This window comes from Chloroflexota bacterium, from assembly GCA_020161265.1.
Taxonomy (GTDB): Bacteria; Chloroflexota; Chloroflexia; order Chloroflexales; family Herpetosiphonaceae; genus Herpetosiphon.
In genome coordinates this window covers 504,566-525,889 of the sequence record JAIUOC010000004.1, presented here as the reverse complement: position 1 = coordinate 525,889, position 21,324 = coordinate 504,566, and the positions used below count along the sequence as shown (strand labels likewise).

Here is a 21,324-nt window from a genome sequence, read left to right as displayed (position 1 = left end):
GGCAGCCAAATTGGTACGTGTCGAGGTGGTTGTGACCCACGCTGCTCCATCCCGAACCAGGCCGTGAACGCGACACACACCGAGGCTACTGCAGCACCCGCTGTGGGAACGTAGGGGGATGCGTACCACTCCATAGAAATCCCACTGGACAACAATCCAGTGGGGTTTTTTTATTGTTTAATCTAGATCCAAGACATGCTCTAAGCCACGTTTCAAGCCGACGAAGGTATGAACGTTGCGAATCGCTAGCAAGGCTCCATCAACATATGGCTCGGCTCCATTGCCAGCCTCATGGCGCAAAATCAGCTTTTGATCAGGCATGCCAAAAATCGCCTCAATGCTAATGACATAGCCTGGCAAGCGCACCGAATGCACTTGTTGCTCGGCCATTCGTGCCCCACGGGTTGCCTGTTCGCCTACAATCGCTTCGGTTGGTACGGTTTGGGCTGAATCGCGCACTTGGCCGAGTCGATACGCTAATTCACGGGCTGTGCCGCTCGGCGCATCAATTTTCTTATCGCTGGCGTAATCGATAATTTCGCTGTGCGGAATGTAGCGTGCGGCAATTGTGGCAAATTTTTGCAGCAACACGACGGTTAATGCAAAGTTGCCGACCGCTAGCACGCCACGTTGGGCTTTTACAGCCGCTTCGTTAATTGTTGCATAGGCTGCATCATCTAAACCCGATGTGCCAATCACCACATGCGCTCCGTTTGCTAAGGCTTTCAACACATTATCAAGTGCTACAGCAGGTTTAGTGTATTCGACAAATACATCACAGGGCTGGCTCAGCGCCTCTTCGGCAGTAGCAAATATTGGGCAATCCAGCTCAGGCTGATTCAACACAATCCCCAAGTGTTGGCCAGCGTGGCTGCGTGAAACCGCCGCTACCAAGTGCAAATCGTTGGTTTTGGCAAGGCCTTGAGCTAGCGCCGAACCAGCCCAGCCCGTTGCCCCAGCTAAACATACTCGAATTGACATAAGCAATCTCCTACTGAATTTGTATAGTTTTATGATACAGGTTAAATGAAAACCCCTGTTGCTCAATTGAACAACAGGGGTTTTGGGTTGCCGATTGGGCTGGATTAGAAATCCATGCCGCCCATGCCACCCATACCACCAGGAGCTGGAGCAGCTTCTTTTTCTGGGATATCGGCGACCAAAGCATCGGTGGTCAAGATCATCGAGGCAATCGAAACGGCGTTTTGCAAGGCCGAGCGGGTTACCTTGGCTGGGTCGATGATGCCCATTTCAACCATTGAGCCATATTCGCCAGTGATGACGTTGTAGCCAAGGGTCGAGTCGCCTTGATCTTTTTGCAAGCGGCGCACGGTGTCGATAATCACGGCACCATCTTCACCAGCGTTGCGAGCCAATTGGCGAATTGGTTCTTCCAAGGCGCGGCGCAAAATCAAGACAGCAGCTTTTTCGTCTTGGTTAGCTGGCTCAACTTTATCCAAAGCTGGCAACACGCTCAACAAGGCAATCCCGCCACCAGGTACGATACCTTCTTCAACAGCTGCACGAGCGGTTGAGAGTGCATCTTCGACGCGGTGCTTGCGTTCTTTCAATTCTGGCTCGGTTGCAGCACCAACTTTGAGCACTGCTACGCCACCAGCCAATTTGGCCAAGCGTTCTTGCAGTTTCTCACGATCAAAATCGCTGGTGGTGGTTTCAATTTGAGCACGAATTTGTTCGATCCGAGCTTTGATTGCATCTTCGTCGCCGCGGCCTTCGATAACCGTGGTTTCGTCTTTGTTGGCAATCACGCGGCGAGCGCGGCCCAAATCTTCGACCGTGGCGCTATCAAGCTTGCGGCCAATTTCTTCGCTGATAACCGTACCACCGGTGAGGATGGCGATATCTTGCAACATGGCTTTGCGGCGATCGCCGAAGCCAGGAGCTTTGATTGCCAAGACGTTGATCGTGCCGCGCAATTTGTTCAGCACGAGGGTTGGCAAGGCTTCGCCGTCGATATCTTCAGCGATGATCACAAAGTTCTTGGTGAATTGCAAGACTTTTTCGAGCACTGGCAAGATTTCTTGGATCGAGCTGATCTTCTTGTCGGTGATCAAAATGTAGGGGTCTTCCAAATCTGATTCCATGCGGTCGCTGTTGGTGACGAAGTAGGCTGAGATGTAGCCACGATCGAATTGCATACCTTCGGTATACTCGGTCTCGTAGCCTAAGCCTTTGCCTTCTTCAACGGTGATAACGCCGTCTTTACCAACTTTGTCCATCACTTCAGCAATCAAATCGCCAATTGACGAATCGGCGGCTGAGATGGTGGCAACGCTTGAGATGTCGGTGCGATCGTTGACTGGCTTAGCCAAGTCGCGGATTGCTTGCAACAAAACGGCAGTGCCTTTGTCCAAGCCACGCTTGATCATCATCGAGTTAGCGCCAGCAGCCACTTGGCGCAAGCCTTCGTGGACAATTGCTTGAGCCAAAACGGTGGCGGTGGTGGTGCCGTCGCCAGCAACATCGTTGGTTTTGGTTGCGGCTTCAACCAACAAGCGAGCGCCCATGTTTTCAAATGGGTCTTTCAATTCGATTTCTTTGGCAACGGTAACGCCGTCGTGGGTTACGGTTGGTGAGCCGAATTTTTTATCGATAGCGACGTTGCGACCGCGTGGGCCCAAGGTCGTCTTAACTGCATCTGCAACCACGTCCACACCACGTTTGAGAGCGCGGCGGGCTTCTTCATTAAAAGCAACTTGCTTTGCCATTGGTAAATAATCCTCCTAAGAAGCGTCGCGAATTAGCCTTAGGCTTGAACGACGGCCAAAATATCTTTTTCAGCCAAAATCAAATAATCTTCGTCGTCCAGCTTGATCTCGGTGCCAGCATATTTGGCAAACAACACACGATCGCCAACTTGCACTGCAACTGGCACGCGCTTGCCGTTATCATCCAATTTGCCTTCACCAACGGCCACAACGAGGCCTTCTTGAGGCTTTTCTTTATTCGCTGTGTCGGGCAGGAACAAGCCACTCTTGGTTTTTTCTTCTTTGGCTTGAGGCTTGATCACCACACGATCGGCCAAGGGGCGAATCCGGAAATCAGACATGATTATGTGTCCTCCTTAGTTGACCATTTAGCAATCTACTGTGATGAGTGCTAAATCCAAGTGCTAGTGTATGTGGTTCTGTTAAGCTTGTCAAGGCTTGGTTTATCACTCTTGAGCTGAGAGTGCTAAAGCGATTTAGCGCATCCTGAAGGGCAAAAATCACACTACTCGGCTAATTTTTATGCGTTAAGCGATTGTTAGAATTTAGCAAAATCGTGGCGAGAGTGCTAATTTGATCAAGTCTGTTACTTTTTGGGCTTGCCCAACGATGTATTGAGTGCAAGGCCATTGCAGATTCAGACTATATGAGGAGGCTGATGTATGGCATTGATCCAGCGGCTCGTTGCGGCAACAACGCCATTCGATCAGCAAACTCTTGATGATCATCGTGATGTGGCGTTGGCAGTGGCGGGCGATCACGAGGCCTTTTTGCGCTTGTACCAACGCTATATCACGCCCGTTTATCGGTTTCTGATGGCACGTTTGCAACAGCACCACGATGCCGAGGAAGTCGCGGCGTTAGCCTTCGAGCGAGCTTGGCAGAGCCTTGCTCAATTCAAGCCCAATGGGCCATTCGTCGGCTGGCTCTTTACAATTGTGCGGCGCTGTTTAGTCGATTTCTATCGGCGTGGCCAGCATCGTCGCCAGCAAACCCAGCTATCGCCCGAATTGGCGAGCCACCAAGCTTCGCCCGAATTGACAATGCTTGAGCTTGAGCAACAACGCTTGGTGCACCAAGCCTTGGCTCAACTAAACCCTGAACAGCAAGAGTTGCTTCAATTGCGCTTTTTTGCCCAATTGCCTTATGCGACAATTGCCCAAATTGTGGGCAAACGCGAAGCTACGGTCAAAATGGCCGCCTATCGAGCGCTTGAACAACTTAAACGGAGGCTCACCGATGACCAATCAATCTGAGCTTGAGCGTGCTTTGGCTGAGCTAGAAACGAGCGAACTCGGCCAGCAATTAATCGGGCAATCTCAACGCTTCGGCCCATCACCAGCAACAATTCAACGCATTCAGGCTGGACTTCAGCCACCAGTTAAGCGAGGAAATTTCATGCAAACATTGTTTAAACAGCGGCCAGTTCGTGTGCTTGCTTTGGCTGCTTGTAGCGTAGCCATGGCCTTGGGCTTAGTCTTTGGCTTGAATCAACCAACCCGCAGCGTCTCAGCAGCAGAATTGATTCAACGCGCCGAAACCTTTGCTAGCCAACCAATTGTGGCCGATGGCAAAGCTCGCCATGTGGCAATTGAAATTTCGACCACCCGCAGCGATGGCCAAATTGGTGAGCATTATCGCGATGAGATTTGGCTGGTGCAAGGCCAATCACATATTTTGCTCTATCAACCAGCCCGCCAATCGCTTAATGGTCAACCAGTTGGCTACCAAATGGGGCCAACCATCGTCGATGAAAACTACTTTTGGAATTACAATGCCCACGACAATACCTCGGTCAAAGCGCCATTCGACGAATGTTCGTTGAGCTTAACCCAATGGGTTGGCAATGGGGCGTTTGGCTCGAACAGCGATTTTCCTAATGCCACGGTGCTCCGTACTGAAACGATCGATGATCGTCAGCTTGCGGTTGTTGATCTTGGCGGCGATATGGGGATTGCATGGATCGATGCCAACACTGGCCAGATTTGGCGATTCACCAGCAGCCAGACCTACGAAGGCCTGACCACCGAAACCTTGGTGCAATTTGTCGTCGATGAGACGGTTGAATTGGATGCACTGCCAGCTGAATGGCAAACCTACACCGCCCCCGCTGGTAGCCCAATCATCGAGCAAACCACGCCATTCTGTATTTATGGCTAGTTTTCAAGCGACTCTAGGCGCAGCACGGTTGCTCCTTGATCATTAACTTCGACGATCATTACGGCGCAGCCTGCCTCAATTGCTCGGCCACCAATTGCTCGGGCATTGATGCGGGCTGCGCCTTTTTGATGTTCATAAGCAACCACCCCAAAGCCATCGGCGGGCAAGGCTTCGACCACCACGCCCAATTGGCCGATTGGCCCAACTTTGCTTTGCGCCGTGCCAGCCTGTTGCACAATGTTGCGTTCAATAATCATTCGATAGAGCAGCAAACCAACTGCTAACCCCCCTGCCAAGGCAATTAAGCCACTTAACCACCAATTGACCCCAGCGCCACGGGCCAAAAAGCCCACGCCAGCCGCCGTGATTAGCCAACTTGCCAGAACCAAAGGCTGAATAAACAACCAACGCGATGAACGTTGCATCTGTTCGAGCGAAGGCCAGAGCGGCTGGCGGCGAATTTTGGTGATGGCAATAATTGCTAAGCCTAAACTGAGCGCTGCCAAATAAAACCATTGATCAAGCGTCAAAATGGCTGATCCTTTCACGTTGCAAGGGGATGTTAATCATCGAGCTGGGCACGGCCTGTTTGCAGCCAACGGGCCAAATTTTCGCGGCCATTGCGTTGAGCAGTAGCGGCGGCCTGTTGCCAATCATAGCCAAGCGCATAATGCTCAACCTGCCAGCCTTGGGCATTGCGCTCGACGATCGCATAGCGTGCATGTGGGCTACCAGCCTCGATGATATGTGGATATGGCTGCTCATCATTATACGCGGGGATGCCAACACTGCCGGGGTTGACGATCAACTGGCCGTTGCTAAGCTGTACAGTGCGGGCGATATGGCTATGGCCACAAACGATCAGCGATTGGCTGATGCCTTGAATTGCTGCGCGAATTGCTTCTTCAGAATGTAAAAACACTCCGTGCGGTGTAACTTGTTCCAGCAAATAGGTGGTATCACTGCTTGGTGTGCCGTGACAACAAAAAATATCATCAACGATTGCCGTGGCTGGCTGGTTGGCAAGCCAATTGCGTTCGTTTGGGCCTAAATCAGCCTGCACAAAGCGATAACTCAGGGTTTGTTGCTCTACTGGAATTTGCTCAAACAGTATGCGATCTTGATTACCACTGATTGAGATGTTGGCAACTTGCGCCAGTTGTTCAGCGCACCAGCGTGGTTGCAACACACTATACACACTATCACCGAGGTTGATTATCTGATCAACGTGGCGTTGAGCGAGATCGGCCAAAACCGCAGCTAAGGCCAAGCGATTGCCATGAACATCGGCCAAAAGTGCCCAGCGAGGCATAGAAATATCTCCAATAGCATAAAACATAGCTTGTATTCTGCAAGGGAATATGTTTTATTATACTGGAGAATGTTAAGTTATAGATTAAATAAGCAATTTAAGATTTCTTGATGGTTACTGCTAGCCAATTTATGACAAAAATGAATAATATTCTGATTAAATGTAATTGATAATCTTGTATTAACCACTGTTGCTAGTTCAAATCACAAAATCAAGAAAAGACAATCTTCCGTATTCATTCTTTCGGCTTACATCATCACAATCCATTCATTTAACTAACAACAATGGTCAAATAATAAATAAAGCAATTTTAGGCTTACTTCACAGATTTAGATAAAAAGGAGTCATAACAATGATGCCATTAGCAACATGGATCGATCATTTAGTCGTCACTGCGCCCAATCTCGCGCTTGGTGTGGCCTATATTGAGGATTTGCTCGGCGTGCCGATGCAGGCTGGTGGCCAACATCAGGCGATGGCAACTCACAATTGTTTGCTCAAACTAGGCGAGCATTGCTACCTCGAAGTGATCGCGCCCGATCCAACACTGGCTGCCCCCAAGCGCCCACGCTGGTTTGAATTAGATTCGTTGCAACCAACCAGTGCTCCGCGCTTAGCAACTTGGGTTGCCCGAACAATCCTGATTCAGGCGGCAAGCGCATTGCTGCACCAACAACTTGGGGTGGTCACGCCGATGCGCCGTGGCGATTTAGCTTGGCAAATCACGATTCCTGCCGATGGCAGCTTGCCGTTTGCTGGCGTTGCGCCAATGCTGATCGAATGGCCGCGCGATCAACACCCAATCCAGCGTTTAACTGATCAGGGTTGTCGTTTATTGCAGCTGGAGCTACATCACCCGCAAGCCAGCCAAATCGAAACCATGCTCAGCCAGATTGGCATGCAGGATGAAGCTCGTTGGCAAACCGCCGCCCAGCCACAATTAATCGCCACAATCGAAACTCCCAGCGGGATTAAGCGCATAGAGTAATCGAAAGGATGAAGGCTAAATCAAAAGGGGCTAGATTTTACCGCAGCAGCGCAGAAAAAATTATGAGGGAAGAATCTAATTCGTGCAATTCGTGCAATTCGTGGCTAAAACAAGCCTTCGTGCTCTTTGTGCGCTTCGTGGATCATTCGCTAGCACGGCTTATCATCAACAGCTTTGTGTGTTAAAATGAACAAATGTTCGATAACAAGCACCTAGGTATTGCAGCCAAATACTGCTACAATGCAGGGTGGATGTTGTGTTTCAGGAGGTTTTGATCGTATGCAGCAGCGACCCACGCTCGTCTTGGTTGATGGCCATGCGCTGGCATTTCGCGCCTTTTTTGCGCTTCGCGATACAGGCATGTCGGTTCGCGCCACTGGCGAGCCAACCTATGCAGTGCAAGGCTTTTTATCAATTTTGCTCAACTTGTTACGCGAGCGCCAACCAGAGTATGTGGCGGTTTCGTTTGATATTGGTCGAACCTTCCGCGATGATCTGTACCCCGACTATAAGGCTGGACGCGCTGAAACACCCGCCGATTTTCACCCGCAACTCGAACGAATCAAGCAAATTATCAATGCTTTGAATATTCCAATCTACACTGCCGAGAACTATGAGGCCGACGATGTAATTGGGACGTTGTGTCGTCAAGCTGAGGCGCAGGGTGTCGATACCTTGATCATCACTGGCGATACCGACACCTTGCAATTGGTCAACGACTATACCAAGGTACTGTTGGCCAATCCTTATGGCAAGGGCAATGTTTCGCTCTACGATGAAGCTCAAGTGCGCGAGCGCTACAAAGGCTTGGCTCCCAACCAACTAGCCGATTTGCGCGGCCTCAAGGGCGATACCTCCGACAATATTCCTGGGGTCAAGGGCATTGGTGAGGCTGGGGCAATCAGCATGCTCAATGAATGGGGCAGCGTCGAAAATATCTATGCCAACCTCGATAAAGTCGCCAATCGCTATCGCTCAAAGCTCGATGGCCAGCAAGAAGCCGCGCGATTTAGCACGCACTTGGCGACAATCGTTACCAATGCCCCAGTAACCTTGGATCTTGAAGCCACCAAAGTCCACGATTATGATCGTGATACGGTCTTGGCCTTGTTCAGCCAGCTTGAATTTCGCAAGTTGGTCGATAAGCTGCCCCTTTCCAGCCAAGTGAGTGCCGTCCAAGTTGTTGCCATTCCGCAAACGACCAATCCCAACCAATTAACCATGTTCGATGATGCCATGCCACCAAGTGCTGAGCCGATCGCTCAATCTGGTGATTATCAAGCGGTGACTACTAGCGAACAATTGGCCGAATTGGTAAGAATTTTGGCAGCAGCTGAACGTTTAATCTTCGATGTGGAAACCAATAGCTTGAATTTGTTCTCGCCTGTGCCCGCCAAAGTGGTTGGTATCGCTCTGACTCATACTGCTGGCTGCGGTTGGTATATCCCGCTGGAGCACCGCAGCGGCCAGCAATTGCCGATAGCCGAGGTTGTTGCGGCCTTGCAACCATTGTTTAGCGACCCACAAAAAGCTGTAGTAGCGCATAATGGCAAGTTTGATATGAGCGCCTTGAGCTTGATTGGGCTTGATGTGCCCCATTTGAGTTTTGATACGGCCATCGCCGCCGCCTTGTTGGGCAAACGTCAGAGCCTCAAAGATTTGGCCTTTGCTGAATTACGCGATGCCGATGATCGCCCAATTGAGATGACCCGCATCGAAACATTGATCGGCACTGGCAAAAAGCAAATCACCATGGATCAGGTGGCGATTGAGCAGGTAACGCCCTATGCGAGCGCCGATGTTGATATGACGGCGCGTTTATTGGCGCTGTTCATGCCGCAGCTTGGGGCAATTCCGGCGGTGCGCGAGGTGTTTGAGCAAATCGAAATGCCACTTAGCCCTGTATTGATGCGTATGGAAGCCTGTGGCATTGGGCTTGATCGGGCGCAATTGGTGCAACAAGGTCAAGTATTGGGTCAAAGTTTGCGCGAAATCGAGCAACATATTGCCGATTTTGTCGGCGAACCGCTCAACATTAATTCGCGCTTCGATTTAAATGATCTGTTGTTTATTCGCTTGAAGTTGCCAACCGCCAATCTCAAGCGTTTGGCTGGCACAACGCGCAGTGGCGGCGCGGTCTATTCGGTCAATGCCGAAACCTTGGAAGATTTACAAACGCACGATCAAAGCGGAATTGTGACCATGATTTTGCGCTATCGCCGTTTGTCGAAGCTCAAATCGACCTATGTTGATGCCTTGATCGAGTTGATCAACCAGCAAACAGGCCGCGTGCATACCCAATATCGTCAAATTGGCGCAGAAACTGGGCGGCTCAGCTCCGATTCACCCAATTTGCAAAATATTCCGGTACGCAGCGAGGAAGGCCGCGAAATTCGGCGGGCTTTTGTTGCGCGGCCAGGCCATGTGCTGATGACCGCCGACTATTCACAGATTGAACTACGAGTCTTGGCTCATATCACCGCTGATCCAGCCTTGGTCGAAGTGTTTAAAACTGGCCAAGATATTCACGCTGCTACTGCTGCTCGCTTGTTCGATATTCCAATGGATGAAGTCAGCAAGAATCAGCGGCGGATCGCCAAAATGACGGTCTTTGGTATTATTTACGGCATTAGCAGCTTTGGCTTGGCTGCTCGCACGGCGCTTTCCCGCACCGAAGCCCAACAAATGATCAACGGCTTGTTTGCTCAATATCCAGGCCTGAAGAGCTATATCGAACGAACATTGGAGCGGGTTAAGGCCGTTGGCTATGTTGAAACCTTGTTTGGCCGTCGCCGCTACTTCCGCGAATTGCAAGACGGTGGAGTAACTGGGCCACGCCGTAGCGCCTTTGAGCGTGAGGCGACCAACGCTGGGATTCAAGGCACAGCCGCCGATTTGATCAAGTTGGCAATGATTCGGCTGGAACAAGCATTAATTGCTGGCGGCTATCAGACCAAAATGCTGCTGCAAGTTCATGACGAATTAGTTTTGGAAGTGCCTGAGGCCGAGCGTGATGCCGTGGCCCAATTAGTTTGTGATACGATGACCCAAGTCTATCCCGATTTGGCCGTGCCGTTGGAAGTGAACGTTGAAACTGGGCTGAATTGGGATCAGCTTCAGCGCTGGCATGCCCCAGCCTAGTAATTTTAGGAACTCTGCATGACCGAAATGCACGAATTTAGTCAACAGCCATTAGTGTTGATCGTCGATGATCAATCTTCAAATCGTTCAATTGTGCGGCGGTATGTTGAAGCGGCGGGCTACCTCGCAGCTGAGGCTGAGCATGGCGTGGCGGCGTTGGATTTTGTGCGCCAAACGCCGCCAGATGCGATTTTGCTCGATATTTTTATGCCTGGCATTGATGGAATTGAAGTGCTGAAGACGATTCGTGCCCAGCGCGATCATCATTATATTCCGATTATTGTGGTGACTGCCGCAGCAGAATTGGCGGTGCGCCAACAAGCCTATTTTGAGGGAGCCGATGATTTTCTGCTCAAGCCGGTTGATTCGGCGACGCTTCGCGCTCGTTTGCGGGCGGCAATTCGCTTGAAACATGTGCTTTCGCGGGTTGAGGCCGAGCGCGAACGGTTTGCCCTGATCGCCGATATTACCCGCGATATCACCCAGATTGAGTCGATTTCGGGCATGCTGGCGCATGTGGTCGATGTGAGCACCAAAGCCTTGCAAGCTGATCATGGCAATTTGTTTTTGCTCCACGATGTAGCTGATGTCGAAATTCTGACGACCGATGATGGCGTTTCGCATAATCTTGATCGGGTCAAGCGGGTGGTCAAAGAGGGCGCAGCGGGCTATGCCTTGCGCAGCCGTGAAACTGTGCGCATCGCTGATGTCCATGAAGATGCGCGTTGGTTGCAGCTTGATCAATCGGCGGCCAGCGTGCGTTCAGCCTTGATTGTGCCAATTGGCGATGCCAGTGGGCCATTGGGCGTTTTAGCGGTGTATCATAGCGTTGTTGATCATTTCAGCGCTGATGATCAAGCCTTGCTCGAATTGATTGCCCACCAAATTATTGGGCCAATTCGTCAAGCCCAAATGCGCGAACAATTGGCGCGGCAAACCCGCCAGTTGCAATTGGTCAATAATCTAGCCCAATCGCTCAGCGCCAATTTGGATCTCGATTCGCTCTATCGCAGCATTGAGCAAGAGTTGCAGCAAATTATGGGGCCAGTCGCAATTGCCTGGTATTCATATCGCAATGCAATTATTGATTTGGCCTATACCTCGCAGCAGCAGGCCTTCTGTATGCCCAACGATCAGCAAAGCCTGCATTTGCTAACCGAGCTTGGCACGATTACGCGGGTCTATTCGTGTGTTTTAGGCACTGATACCTTGGTTCCAATTACCCAGCAATTGCTCGATGCAGGCTATCAAGGCTGTGCCGCAGTACCATTGTTGCATCAAGCTCGCCTATTGGGTGTGTTGATTATTGCAATCAAGCATCGCCAAATTACCAATGAAGAAGTAGCCTTGCTTGAAATGGCCCGACCGCATTTTGCCGTAGCATTGGCCAATGCCCAAACTGTGGCCGACCAAGCAGCGCGGCAAACTGAGCAGGCCGAATTGGGCTATTTGCGCAATATGGCGCAACTGGCTGGCCAAATGGCTCATCACTTCAATAATTTATTGGCGGTGATTTTGGGAAATACCCAATTGGCCGAGCTTGATGCGATTGATGAAAGCCAGCGCGAATTGTTGGCCGAGGTGGTCAAACATGTGCGTGGCGGCAAAGAGATGGTTCAGCGAATTCATCTGCTCAAAGGCGCTAGTCGCATTAGCCCTGCGCCATTTCCGATTGATCTGAGCGATGCCTTGCCAAGCCTAATCGATCAAGCTTTGCAAATTCATCGCTCGGTTGAGCACTTGCAGCTTGAAATTCAGCCGAATTTGCATATTTTATTGCAAGAACGCGAATTGCTGACCCTCTGCACCGAACTGCTGAATAATGCCTTGGAATCTGGCTCAAGCCATGCAGGGATTGTGATCAAGGCCTATCAAACTGAGCATGCGACGGTTTTGGCGTTTCGTGATGCGGGGCAAGGCATTCCAGTCGATGCCTTGGGCGATATTTGGCAGCCTTTTTGGACAACTCATGGCCCACAGCGCTTGGGTTTAGGCTTGCCAATTTGTGCTGCCGTGATGTGGCGAGCATCTGGTTCGATCAGTTTGATTCCAAATGACCCTGAGCCAGGCATCACCGCGTTGTTACAATTTCCCTTATTGCCCAACGAAGCAGTAAATTCGGCCTAGCTTGGCATAATTTCCTACTATCAGAAGCTTGAGGGCTGCGGTATAATACAGAGTGGCGGTGGCATTCACCCCGCTTCAACGGTGTTTAAGTAGAGGGTTTTTGTGCAGCAGTCTCCATCATCAACACCCACACCCATGACATTTTTTAATTTGATCCGTGAAGCAATCAACCTGCTTCGGCGCTATTCAGGCTTGTTTATGGGCTTGGCGGCGCTCCAAGTTGGGCCATTTTTGATTGGTAGTTTGTGGTTGCAGGCCAATGGTGTTCAAGCACGAGCAACGGCCCAACTGAATGTGATTATGGCCGAAATGCAACGGCGGGTTGATAATGGCCAAACCGGCAATGGTATGTGGGTCTTAGAGTATCCACGCGCCGATATTGCGCCCTACTTGTTGGCGTTATTTGGCTTTGGCTTTATTTCGATTTTTATCATGCGCAATTTAGCCATGGCGGCAAGTGTGATTGCGGTTGGTGACCATTATCGCCAAGCTACGCCGCGCTGGGCAAGCGTGGTTTTGAGTAGCTTACGCCATCTGCCCGCGCTGATTGCTTGGGGTTGTATTTGCGTTTTGGGCTTAGTTATCGCCCTCTTTTTTGCGATTGTGCCAATTTTAGGCACAATTTTAGCTTTGGGCTTGCTTTGGTTTTTTGGGGTGCGACTGAGCCTTGTGCCACAAATTATTGTGGCTGAGCAGGTGAATGTGTTTCGGGCAATCCATCACTCGTGGATTTTGACCCGTGGCGCATTTGGTCGGATCACTAATATTTGGATTACGCTGGTCGTACTGCTGGGAGTTCTGGCGAGCTATATCACAACTATCATCAGCGCGATTGCCATGGCCTTATTTGGCGAAACCAGCGCTTTGACGATTGCAATGACTGAGGGCTTTTCAACCGTTACCTCAATTATGATTTTGCCGATGGCCTATATTGGCTTTACCTTGCTCTATTATGATCAACTACGGCTGGCCTATAGCGGCATTCCTACAAACCCAAGCATTACTGCTCAGCAGTAACTAGCCTACTTGAGAGGTTGAGATGGATCGAATTTGGCGAATTACTGCTTGTTTGCTGCTCTTTGGTTGGTTACTGGCCCAGCCATTAACGGCTATGGCTCAAGCCAGCGAGGCCAGCGTCAGCGAATATACCCAGCTGTTACGCGAAGCCTTCACCGCAGCCCAACGCAGCGATGAAATTGGCTTGCGCGAGGTTAGCGACAAAATCGTTGCGCTCAAACAGCTACGAACTGCTGATAATCAAGCGCTTGCGGTTAATCATCAATGGCTCAAAGATAGCCTTGCGAGCAATAGCCCCAATTTAACAATTATTCGCGATCGCTTGGCGGCAATGCTCGAAGCCCTGACTGCTGGCCGCGAAACTGGCCCCCAAGACCTCGAAACCTTGAAGGTTATTCTCAACAATCCACCATTTGATAAGTTAAACCCTGATCTTAACCGCTCAGGGCCTGATTTTGATGTCGGCTTTCTAAGCTGGTTGTTTAGTGATGGCTTAACTGGTTGCTTTACAATTATTGCAATCGTCTTTGTCGTAGGCCTGATCGGCTATATTGTCTCAACTGTGCGCCGCAATAGTGTCAGCGTGGCCCGTCGCAAAGCTCCCGCTGAGGAGCAAAAACTAACCAGTGTTCAGGCGATCGAACGCGCTGATAAAGTCGCTGCCGAAGAGGGCGATTTTCGCGATGCTGTGCGTTATTTGTACCTTTCAACCTTGTTATGGCTCGAAGAACGTGGCCTCTTGCGCTATGATCGGACGTTGACCAACCGCGAGGTCTTAGCAGCAGTTCCAACTAATTCGCCCTTACATCAACGCTTGGCTCCAGTTGTGCAAACCTTTGATCGGGTCTGGTATGGGATTGCCGATGTCGATCAAGGCACGTTTGATCAATACCGCCAACAAGTGACAACCCTGCGCGAGGTACGCTAAGATGAATAGTAAAGTAAAGTTTTTCGCGATCTTCGCTGGGATCTTAGTATTGTCATTCTTTTTATTACGCTCATGTGATTTCCAAGCCAGCAATGCTCGCGCTGGCTCGATGTATAACCAAAGTGTGGAAGGGGCAGCAGCCTTACAATTATGGCTCAGCAAAATTGGCTATCAAACTGAGTCATTTGAATATCGGCATTTTGATGAACTCGATCAAACCATTAATAGCATGATCTCCATCAAGCCTGCTGACCCTACAAATTGGCGCAATGAAGAAATTAATGCTGTTTTAGCATGGGTTGAGGATACTGGTGGCACGCTGATTGTGGCTGATGATCAACAAAATGGGCTCTTTACACGTTTAGATCTGACGGTAACGTCACTCAACGAATTGAATCCGACGACCACGAATAAACCCAGCCATGCCTTTATAAACCCCGCAGTGAGCGACTTGCAAAGCTACCTGACTACGAGTTATTTTGAGCGGACTCGCGCAAATAGCCAAGTGTTGGTAGGGACAGAACAACAACCAACGATGCTGGGAATTAGTCGTGGCCGTGGGATGATCTATGTTTCAACCAATGTTGGGCTATTTACCAATACTGGCTTGTTTCACGAAAGTAACGCGCGAATTCTTTTAAATATGGTTAACCGTGTGCCTGCTGGCGGGGTGATTGCCTTCGATGAGGTGCATCATGGGCGGGCCTTAGTGCCTAGGGCCGCGCCAGTGCCAGCCCAACCCTATTCGCCATTAGTTGCGGCAATGATGTATAGTGCGATTGTTGTCGGTTTATGGGCGTTATTATCAGGCCGTCGTTTTGGCCAAATTGTGCCCAGTAGAATCGATTTGATGCGGCGTAATAGCAGCGAATATGTCCAATCGATGGCTAATTTGTTTCAGCGCGGTCGCCAAGCCGAACATATGCAATCCCACTATAGAACCTATCTCAAACGCCGAGTTGCCAAGCCCTATGGGATTAACCCCAAGCTTGACGACCAAAGCTTTTTAAGCGAAGTTCAGCGGTATTCCGATACAATCGATCGCAATCACTTGGCTCATTTGCTCAACCATTTAAGCCAACCCAACCCCAGCGAAGCGACGATCTTGGCCCTGGTCAACGATATCGATCGCTTTATAAAAACATGGGAACAACAGGGTCGGGCCTAAACCCGCGCTTTTTGCCTTTACTACGGGCATCGTGCGGTGCTCGTGAGAATGATATTGGAGGATCAATGCTCGTCAAACAACTTGCCGATTATATGCGCCAAGAGGCCGCCAAAGTTATTGTTGGTCAAGAAGATACCTGGACGCAATTGGTGGTTGCGCTGCTGAGTGGCGGCCACGTATTGCTCGAAGGTGTGCCTGGTACGGCCAAAACCTTGATGGCCAAAACCTTGGCTCATTTGGTGCAGGCCGAGTTTAAGCGGGTGCAATTTACCCCCGACTTGATGCCCTCGGATGTGATGGGCACCAGCGTCTATGAGATGCAAACCAGCCAGTTTCGGCTGCGCAAAGGCCCAATCTTCACCCAAATTTTGCTGGGCGATGAAATTAACCGCGCTCCAGCCAAAACCCAAGCAGCCTTGCTTGAAGCCATGGAAGAGCAACAGGTGACGATCGATGGCGATACCATGCCTTTGCCCCAGCCATTTTTTGTGATTGCCACCCAAAACCCCATGGAATACGAAGGCACCTATCCGCTGCCCGAAGCGCAACTCGACCGCTTTTTGTTCAAGGTTTTGGTTGGCTATAGCCCGCCTGAAATTGAGTTTGAAGTATTACGGCGCTATAATCAAGGCTTCAGTGCTCGCAACCTGAGCACTGCCAATTTGCAGCCAACCGTCACGCCTGAAACGATTATGCGTTGCCGCGAGGAAATTGGCCGCCTACGCGTCGAAGATGGTGTGATTAACTATATCAATGCGATTGCCCAAGAATCACGCCGCTCGCCAGATTTGGTGTTAGGTGGTTCGCCACGCGCCTCGATTGCCTTGTTGCTGACCGCCAAAACCTTTGCGGCAATGCAAGGCCGCGAGTATGTCGTGCCCGATGATGTTAAATTCTTGGCACGGCCAGTTTATCGCCATCGGATTATTTTGAAACCAGAGGCTGAGATTGAAGGTTTGACCCCAGATACCGCGATGACCCGGATTTTGGGGCGTATTGAGGTTCCTCGCTGATGATTCCATCGCGCCGTTTATTAGCACTTTTGCTAGCAGGCTTGGTTCCGGTGATTATCGGAGCAGCAACCCCCAGTTTGCGCTGGACAATCTGGGTTTATATATTGTTGCTGATTGGCTTTGTGGCGCTTGATTGGTTTATGACTCCCAAGCCTAAATTGTTGGAAGTAGCGCGGATCAACGAGCCAAAGCTTTCAATTGGCGAACAAAACCTGATCACGCTGGCAGTGCATAATCAAAGCCCGCGCACGCTCGAAATTCAAATTCGTGATGAGTTTCCAGTGGAGTTTCCCAGCGATACGCTGATTCTCAAAACCAAGGTCGAGCCAGATACGGTGCAAGAGGTTAGCTACCATGTGCGGCCCTTGCGGCGCGGTGATTATCGCTTTGGCAATATTAATTTGCGCTATACCAGCACCTTTGGCACGTTCTTGCGCCAAACCAAAATCGCCTTCGACGAGTTAGTCAAGGTTTATCCCAATGTCCTTGATGTGCGCAAATACGATATGCTGGCGCGGAAAGGCATGCTATTTGAGTTGGGCTTGCGCACCGCCCGCGTGTTTGGCTCAGGTACCGAGTTTGAGCGCTTGCGTGAATACACTCCCGATGATGAGTTTCGCTCGATTAACTGGAAGGCCAGCGCTCGTCGTAACAAGCTGATTGCCGCCGAATATGAGACCGAGCGTTCGCAGTATGTGGTTTCGGTGATCGATACTGGGCGCTTGATGCGCCCAACCATCAACGATATCGCCAAACTGGATTATGCGATCAATGCCTCATTGATGCTGGGGTATGTGGCGATGCTCAAAGGCGACCACATCGGCATGCTTTCGTTTGCCGACCATGTTGGGCGTTTTTTGCAGCCGCGCCGTGGTAAAGCCCAGTTTTATCAAATGTTGGAGATGTTGTATAACTTGCCATCGCAGCCGGTCGAGGCCGATTATGGCCGCGCGATCTCCTACTTGGGCTTGAAGAATAAGCGCCGTTCGTTAATTGTGATTTTTACCGACCTCAGCACCATGGATACTGCCAAGCCTCTGATTCAGCATATGGCACGCTTGGCCAAAACCCACCTCGCCTTGTGTGTGGTGATGAGCGACCCCAACTTAGTCGGCTATGCTGGCAAAGCAGCCTATAGTTCCACCGATGTTTATGAACGTGCCGTAGCCGAAATGGTGCTTGATGAGCGGCGGGTAGTGCTCGACACGCTGAATCAAGCTGGCGTGCATACGATCGACGTGCCAGCCAACAAACTAACGGTTTCGGTAATTAATAAATATCTGGAGTTCAAAGGGCGAGGGCTTATTTAACCGCCAATCACGGGGCTACTTTGCCCCGTGACGGCGTTATTCATAATAGAATCAGCACCAGAATAAACATGCTGACTACGCCTCCGAGGGCAATGCCGAGAGCGATGCCTGCTGCGATACTCATGACACGGCGTAGTGGTGTTGGTGTGGCTTTCACCTGCAATCCTCCTAATGTGGTTATGCCCTATGGCCCTAGAATACCACAGTTTGGCCGCGAGCTTGCTCAAAATCGGCTGATACTCATCTGAGCTTAAGCACACGCTAAGCTGAGCATGACGATCTCGGGCCGACAGCCAAAGCGCACTTGTGGCCAGCTACAGCCCAAACCCCACGAGGTAAATTGCACCATCGAACCCACATCATAGCGATGGTCGGGGTAGCGCATGCCCAAGTAGGGCAGCAGTAATGCGCCTTTAACTGGTACCCGCACTTGGCCGCCGTGGGCATGGCCCGAAAGCTGCAAATCAAAACGATTGTAGCTAGCGGTGAAATCGGCGGTATCAGGCTCGTGCACCAAAATAATCGCTGCATCAGTCTTGGGCAATTCAGCAACCAAACGATCAAGCACCGGTTTCATGGTGCTGGGGTCGTTGGGGCCAATCGGGTTGGGCCAAAGATCGTCGTGGCCTGCCAAATGCAACTTGCTCGAACCACGATTCAGGCTAATCGCACGATTCGTCAGATCGTGGATGCCAGTTGACCGCAACACTTGACGCACGGTCTCGCCATTGCCATCGCCCCAATAATCGTGGTTGCCCAAAACGCCCAACACCCCATCGGGCGCTTCAAGCATCGCCAAGCCAGCCGCTAAATCTTCGCTGTAACGGCTCGGGTCATGGGTAATAAAATCGCCTGAGATCGCGATTAAATCTGGTTTTTGGGCGTTGACCATGCGCACGGTGGTCAGCCAATGTTCACGGGTCATCACCACATCATCAACATGAATATCGCTCAAATGGGCGATACGATAGCCATCGTAAGCGCTAGCCAAGCGGGGCAAAACGATCGTTTCTTCGTGTACGCTCAGCCATTCGGCCTCAATTTGAAACCCATATGCGGCGGCTCCCAGCGTCGTGGCGGTCGTCGCCAAGGTCGAATAGCCCATTATTTTCAGAAAACTACGGCGTGAAAGTGCTGCTGCCATGTCAACCTCCTACAATCTGGTTTATCTGGTTTATGCCTAAGACGTAGTTTATAGCGGTTTTGGCAACAAATGTAGCTGATATGTAGCTGATATGCAGCAGATAGAGCGCAACTTAAAGCAATTTTACCAACAGCACAATTGGCTGGCCTTGCAGTTTGGTCAGTACCAATGTTTGCTCGTAGCGACCCTTCAAGCGCAGTTGTTTGCTCAATTCTTCGGGCGTAATCGGCGAGCCACGCTTTTTGACGGTTACGCGGCCAATCTCACGCGCTTGCAATATTTGGCGCAGCGCTTTGAGATTAAATGGTAGCCATTGCTCAATTTGCCAAGTTCGCAGAAATGGCGATTGCACCAAACGATCGCTGGTAAGGTAGGCAATGCTGGTATCAAGTTGCGCTAAATCCAACTGATTGGCAATATCGGCCACGGCGTGCGCTCGAATCACCGCTGGATCAGGCTCGTACAAATAGGTCAGTGGTTCACTCAGCGCGGCGGCGGCTTGCGTGGAATCGGCAATTAAACTGTGTTCAGCACCAGCACTACTGAGCACTATCGCCTTGCGTTGCCCGCCAACCTGACCAGCTTGCCACCACAAACAAGCCTCGCGCAAATCGCCATCAAGCGAAATAAACTCAAGATCGTAGCCAGCAGGCACGGCTTCATCGGGAATACCTGGGGCAACTTTGGCTCCATGAATTGGCACTTGCCCACGCCAACGCTCCAAGGTAGAAAGCGGCGGCTGATAGTGCTCAACATCCCAAATACGCTTACCATTGCTGCGCCGCGCCGGATCGATAAATAAACCAGCGTAGCCTGCAAATTCTAGCGTGGTAAAATCGGCCTCTTGGATGCTGATTTGCTGGCTTAGCCCAAGCGCCTGAGCATTAGCCTCAAGCATTGCCAAACGCAATGGATCACGATCGATCGCCAAAACCGAGCAACTTTGGGCTAAGGCCAAGGCATCGCCACCAACCGAGCAGCCCAAATCGGCCAGCCGCGAGCCAGCCGCAAAATGGCGTTGGCGATAGCTGGCGACCAGCCAAGGCGTAGCTTGTTCCAAGGCCTCACGGGTAAAATATAGTTGGCTGGCTTGGGGAAATTTAGCTTGGGCGGCGCGGCGCAATAAGCTGGTTTCCAAAGCCGCCGTTACCGCCTCGACTGGGTAATGCTTGCGCAATTTGGTGGTGTAGCGCAAAAAGTTCGCTTCATTCAAATCGCGATCATCGCTAAGTTCAGCCAAGAGTTGTTGACCAGCGTCGCTCAACAACCAACGAAACCCTGTTATTTCCATCAGCGCGGCCCAGCCCAACGTTGGCGCAACTCGGCGATTATTGCTGGGCCATGCTCACGGCCATTTTCAATAAAGATTTTGCTCGGGTGTGCTCCCGCCGCCAACACACCAGCGATAAATAGATTGGGCACATTGGTTTCAAAGGTGGTTGGGTTATGGCTTGGCACAGCATCCTGATCAACCATAACTCCAACCGTTTCGAGCATGCTGGTGTTTGGTCGATAGCCAATCAAGGCAAAAACCCAATCGTTGGCTTGGGTATGTTGCGAGCCATCAGCGCTGGTAATTTGGATGCTGGTTGGCGTGATGGCACTGAGCTTGGCTTGCCAAAAAGTCTGAATCTTGCCCGCTTCGATCCAAGCCTTCAAATCAGCAGCAATCCATGGCTTGATCCGTTGATCCAAACCAGCAAACTGATGAATAATCGTGACATTTGCGCCGTGATAATACAAATCGAGCGCAGCTTCGGCAGCTGAATTGCCGCCGCCAATCACTGCAACGTTTTGGCGATAGAAGGGGTGACCTTCACGATAATAATGCTTAACTTTGGCTAGCTCAGCCCCTTCAATCGCCAACTGATTGGGCGTATCATACGAGCCACTGGCAACAATCACCGCCCGTGCAGCATACCTAGCGCTGGTTTGATCGTGGCGGGTTGTGTGTAGCTGAAACGTGCCATCGGCCAAGCATTCCAAGGCTTGAACTGGCTCGTACATCTGAACATTTAATTGAAAATGCTCGACCACGCCGCGATAGTAAGCCAGAGCTTCGGTGCGGGTTGGATGCGGATGAATGCTACTCCATGGCACATTGCCAATCGTTAAATTGGGCGCAGTGCTAAAAAACACCGTTTGCAGCGGATAATCAATAATCGTGTTGGTGATTGCGCCACGCTCAAGCACCAAATAGTTGAAGCCTGCTTGTTGCGCCGCAATCGCCGCGCTCAGGCCACTTGGGCCAGCCCCAATAATAATCAAATCATAGGATTGCATAACT

At 50.8% G+C, this 21,324-nt stretch carries 18 protein-coding genes; 10 read left to right on the top strand and 8 right to left on the bottom strand.

Translation table 11 applies throughout. The features are described from left to right. Nucleotides 1-177: 177 nt before the first annotated feature. From dapB to groES, 3 genes are all read right to left on the bottom strand, one after another. Nucleotides 178-981, bottom strand: coding sequence for a 4-hydroxy-tetrahydrodipicolinate reductase (dapB, locus tag LCH85_12175; protein MCA0352744.1), 804 nt, complete (start codon nucleotides 979-981; stop codon nucleotides 178-180). A 104-nt stretch (nucleotides 982-1,085) separates the two neighbouring features. After that, nucleotides 1,086-2,729 (bottom strand): chaperonin GroEL, encoded by a 1,644-nt coding sequence (groL, locus tag LCH85_12170; protein ID MCA0352743.1) that lies wholly within the window; start codon nucleotides 2,727-2,729, stop codon nucleotides 1,086-1,088. Between the two features lie 38 nt (nucleotides 2,730-2,767). Continuing rightward, nucleotides 2,768-3,070 (bottom strand): co-chaperone GroES, encoded by a 303-nt coding sequence (groES, locus tag LCH85_12165; GenBank protein MCA0352742.1) that lies wholly within the window; start codon nucleotides 3,068-3,070, stop codon nucleotides 2,768-2,770. Nucleotides 3,071-3,391: 321 nt separating this feature from the next. On the opposite strand from groES, the gene LCH85_12160 reads away from it, so the two are divergent. Further along, entirely contained in the window at nucleotides 3,392-3,985 is a 594-nt protein-coding gene (locus LCH85_12160) for a sigma-70 family RNA polymerase sigma factor (protein MCA0352741.1), read from the top strand. Then, the gene (locus LCH85_12155; protein MCA0352740.1) at nucleotides 3,969-4,889 is read left to right on the top strand and encodes a hypothetical protein; all 921 of its coding nucleotides are present in this window, start codon (nucleotides 3,969-3,971) and stop codon (nucleotides 4,887-4,889) included. Before LCH85_12160 ends, LCH85_12155 begins: the two co-directional genes overlap by 17 nt. Here the strand turns inward: LCH85_12155 and LCH85_12150 are convergent. Further along, nucleotides 4,886-5,419, bottom strand: a complete 534-nt coding sequence (locus LCH85_12150; GenBank protein MCA0352739.1) for a hypothetical protein — start codon at nucleotides 5,417-5,419, stop codon at nucleotides 4,886-4,888. The genes LCH85_12155 and LCH85_12150 overlap by 4 nt on opposite strands. Before the next feature lie 32 nt (nucleotides 5,420-5,451). After that, the gene (locus LCH85_12145; GenBank protein MCA0352738.1) at nucleotides 5,452-6,201 is read right to left on the bottom strand and encodes a metallophosphatase family protein; all 750 of its coding nucleotides are present in this window, start codon (nucleotides 6,199-6,201) and stop codon (nucleotides 5,452-5,454) included. A 352-nt stretch (nucleotides 6,202-6,553) separates the two neighbouring features. Here LCH85_12145 and LCH85_12140 point away from each other — a divergent pair, with 352 nt between their 5' ends. The 8 genes from LCH85_12140 to LCH85_12105 all read left to right on the top strand — a co-directional run bounded on the left by LCH85_12140 (nucleotide 6,554) and on the right by LCH85_12105 (nucleotide 17,893). Beyond that, nucleotides 6,554-7,189 carry a VOC family protein gene (locus LCH85_12140; protein ID MCA0352737.1) on the top strand — a complete coding sequence of 212 codons (636 nt, stop codon included), beginning with the start codon at nucleotides 6,554-6,556 and terminating at the stop codon, nucleotides 7,187-7,189. Between the two features lie 279 nt (nucleotides 7,190-7,468). Beyond that, complete coding sequence (polA, locus tag LCH85_12135) at nucleotides 7,469-10,330, top strand: DNA polymerase I (protein MCA0352736.1); 2,862 nt, start codon at nucleotides 7,469-7,471, stop codon at nucleotides 10,328-10,330. An 18-nt stretch (nucleotides 10,331-10,348) separates the two neighbouring features. Then, a complete protein-coding gene (locus tag LCH85_12130; GenBank protein MCA0352735.1) occupies nucleotides 10,349-12,457 on the top strand; it encodes a response regulator in 2,109 nt (702 codons plus the stop codon). A gap of 102 nt (nucleotides 12,458-12,559) precedes the next feature. Continuing rightward, nucleotides 12,560-13,474, top strand: coding sequence for a hypothetical protein (locus LCH85_12125; GenBank protein MCA0352734.1), 915 nt, complete (start codon nucleotides 12,560-12,562; stop codon nucleotides 13,472-13,474). A gap of 22 nt (nucleotides 13,475-13,496) precedes the next feature. Beyond that, nucleotides 13,497-14,402: a DUF4129 domain-containing protein gene (locus LCH85_12120; GenBank protein MCA0352733.1), complete on the top strand. Its 906-nt coding sequence runs from the start codon at nucleotides 13,497-13,499 to the stop codon at nucleotides 14,400-14,402. Nucleotide 14,403: 1 nt separating this feature from the next. Continuing rightward, nucleotides 14,404-15,570, top strand: a complete 1,167-nt coding sequence (locus LCH85_12115; protein MCA0352732.1) for a DUF4350 domain-containing protein — start codon at nucleotides 14,404-14,406, stop codon at nucleotides 15,568-15,570. A 65-nt stretch (nucleotides 15,571-15,635) separates the two neighbouring features. Then, nucleotides 15,636-16,583, top strand: a complete 948-nt coding sequence (locus LCH85_12110; protein MCA0352731.1) for a MoxR family ATPase — start codon at nucleotides 15,636-15,638, stop codon at nucleotides 16,581-16,583. Beyond that, on the top strand, nucleotides 16,583-17,893 hold the full coding sequence (locus tag LCH85_12105; protein ID MCA0352730.1) for a DUF58 domain-containing protein: 1,311 nt from the start codon (nucleotides 16,583-16,585) through the stop codon (nucleotides 17,891-17,893). Before LCH85_12110 ends, LCH85_12105 begins: the two co-directional genes overlap by 1 nt. Before the next feature lie 250 nt (nucleotides 17,894-18,143). On the opposite strand, the gene LCH85_12100 is transcribed toward LCH85_12105, so the two are convergent. The 3 genes from LCH85_12100 to LCH85_12090 form a co-directional block, all read right to left on the bottom strand. Next, nucleotides 18,144-19,037 (bottom strand): metallophosphoesterase, encoded by an 894-nt coding sequence (locus LCH85_12100; GenBank protein MCA0352729.1) that lies wholly within the window; start codon nucleotides 19,035-19,037, stop codon nucleotides 18,144-18,146. Between the two features lie 112 nt (nucleotides 19,038-19,149). Next, nucleotides 19,150-20,328 carry an SAM-dependent methyltransferase gene (locus tag LCH85_12095; protein MCA0352728.1) on the bottom strand — a complete coding sequence of 393 codons (1,179 nt, stop codon included), beginning with the start codon at nucleotides 20,326-20,328 and terminating at the stop codon, nucleotides 19,150-19,152. Beyond that, nucleotides 20,328-21,320 carry a YpdA family putative bacillithiol disulfide reductase gene (locus LCH85_12090; protein ID MCA0352727.1) on the bottom strand — a complete coding sequence of 331 codons (993 nt, stop codon included), beginning with the start codon at nucleotides 21,318-21,320 and terminating at the stop codon, nucleotides 20,328-20,330. Before LCH85_12090 ends, LCH85_12095 begins: the two co-directional genes overlap by 1 nt. Nucleotides 21,321-21,324 lie beyond the last annotated feature (4 nt).

Bases quoted from the DNA above. Each gene is read 5' to 3' on its own strand.
- dapB (MCA0352744.1), bottom strand. From the start codon at position 981: ATGTCAATTCGAGTATGTTTAGCTGGGGCAACGGGCTGGGCTGGTTCG.
- groL (MCA0352743.1), bottom strand. From the start codon at position 2,729: ATGGCAAAGCAAGTTGCTTTTAATGAAGAAGCCCGCCGCGCTCTCAAA.
- groES (MCA0352742.1), bottom strand. From the start codon at position 3,070: ATGTCTGATTTCCGGATTCGCCCCTTGGCCGATCGTGTGGTGATCAAG.
- LCH85_12160 (MCA0352741.1), top strand. From the start codon at position 3,392: ATGGCATTGATCCAGCGGCTCGTTGCGGCAACAACGCCATTCGATCAG.
- LCH85_12155 (MCA0352740.1), top strand. From the start codon at position 3,969: ATGACCAATCAATCTGAGCTTGAGCGTGCTTTGGCTGAGCTAGAAACG.
- LCH85_12145 (MCA0352738.1), bottom strand. From the start codon at position 6,201: ATGCCTCGCTGGGCACTTTTGGCCGATGTTCATGGCAATCGCTTGGCC.
- LCH85_12140 (MCA0352737.1), top strand. From the start codon at position 6,554: ATGATGCCATTAGCAACATGGATCGATCATTTAGTCGTCACTGCGCCC.
- polA (MCA0352736.1), top strand. From the start codon at position 7,469: ATGCAGCAGCGACCCACGCTCGTCTTGGTTGATGGCCATGCGCTGGCA.
- LCH85_12130 (MCA0352735.1), top strand. From the start codon at position 10,349: ATGACCGAAATGCACGAATTTAGTCAACAGCCATTAGTGTTGATCGTC.
- LCH85_12120 (MCA0352733.1), top strand. From the start codon at position 13,497: ATGGATCGAATTTGGCGAATTACTGCTTGTTTGCTGCTCTTTGGTTGG.
- LCH85_12115 (MCA0352732.1), top strand. From the start codon at position 14,404: ATGAATAGTAAAGTAAAGTTTTTCGCGATCTTCGCTGGGATCTTAGTA.
- LCH85_12110 (MCA0352731.1), top strand. From the start codon at position 15,636: ATGCTCGTCAAACAACTTGCCGATTATATGCGCCAAGAGGCCGCCAAA.
- LCH85_12105 (MCA0352730.1), top strand. From the start codon at position 16,583: ATGATTCCATCGCGCCGTTTATTAGCACTTTTGCTAGCAGGCTTGGTT.
- LCH85_12100 (MCA0352729.1), bottom strand. From the start codon at position 19,037: ATGGCAGCAGCACTTTCACGCCGTAGTTTTCTGAAAATAATGGGCTAT.
- LCH85_12095 (MCA0352728.1), bottom strand. From the start codon at position 20,328: ATGGAAATAACAGGGTTTCGTTGGTTGTTGAGCGACGCTGGTCAACAA.
- LCH85_12090 (MCA0352727.1), bottom strand. From the start codon at position 21,320: ATGCAATCCTATGATTTGATTATTATTGGGGCTGGCCCAAGTGGCCTG.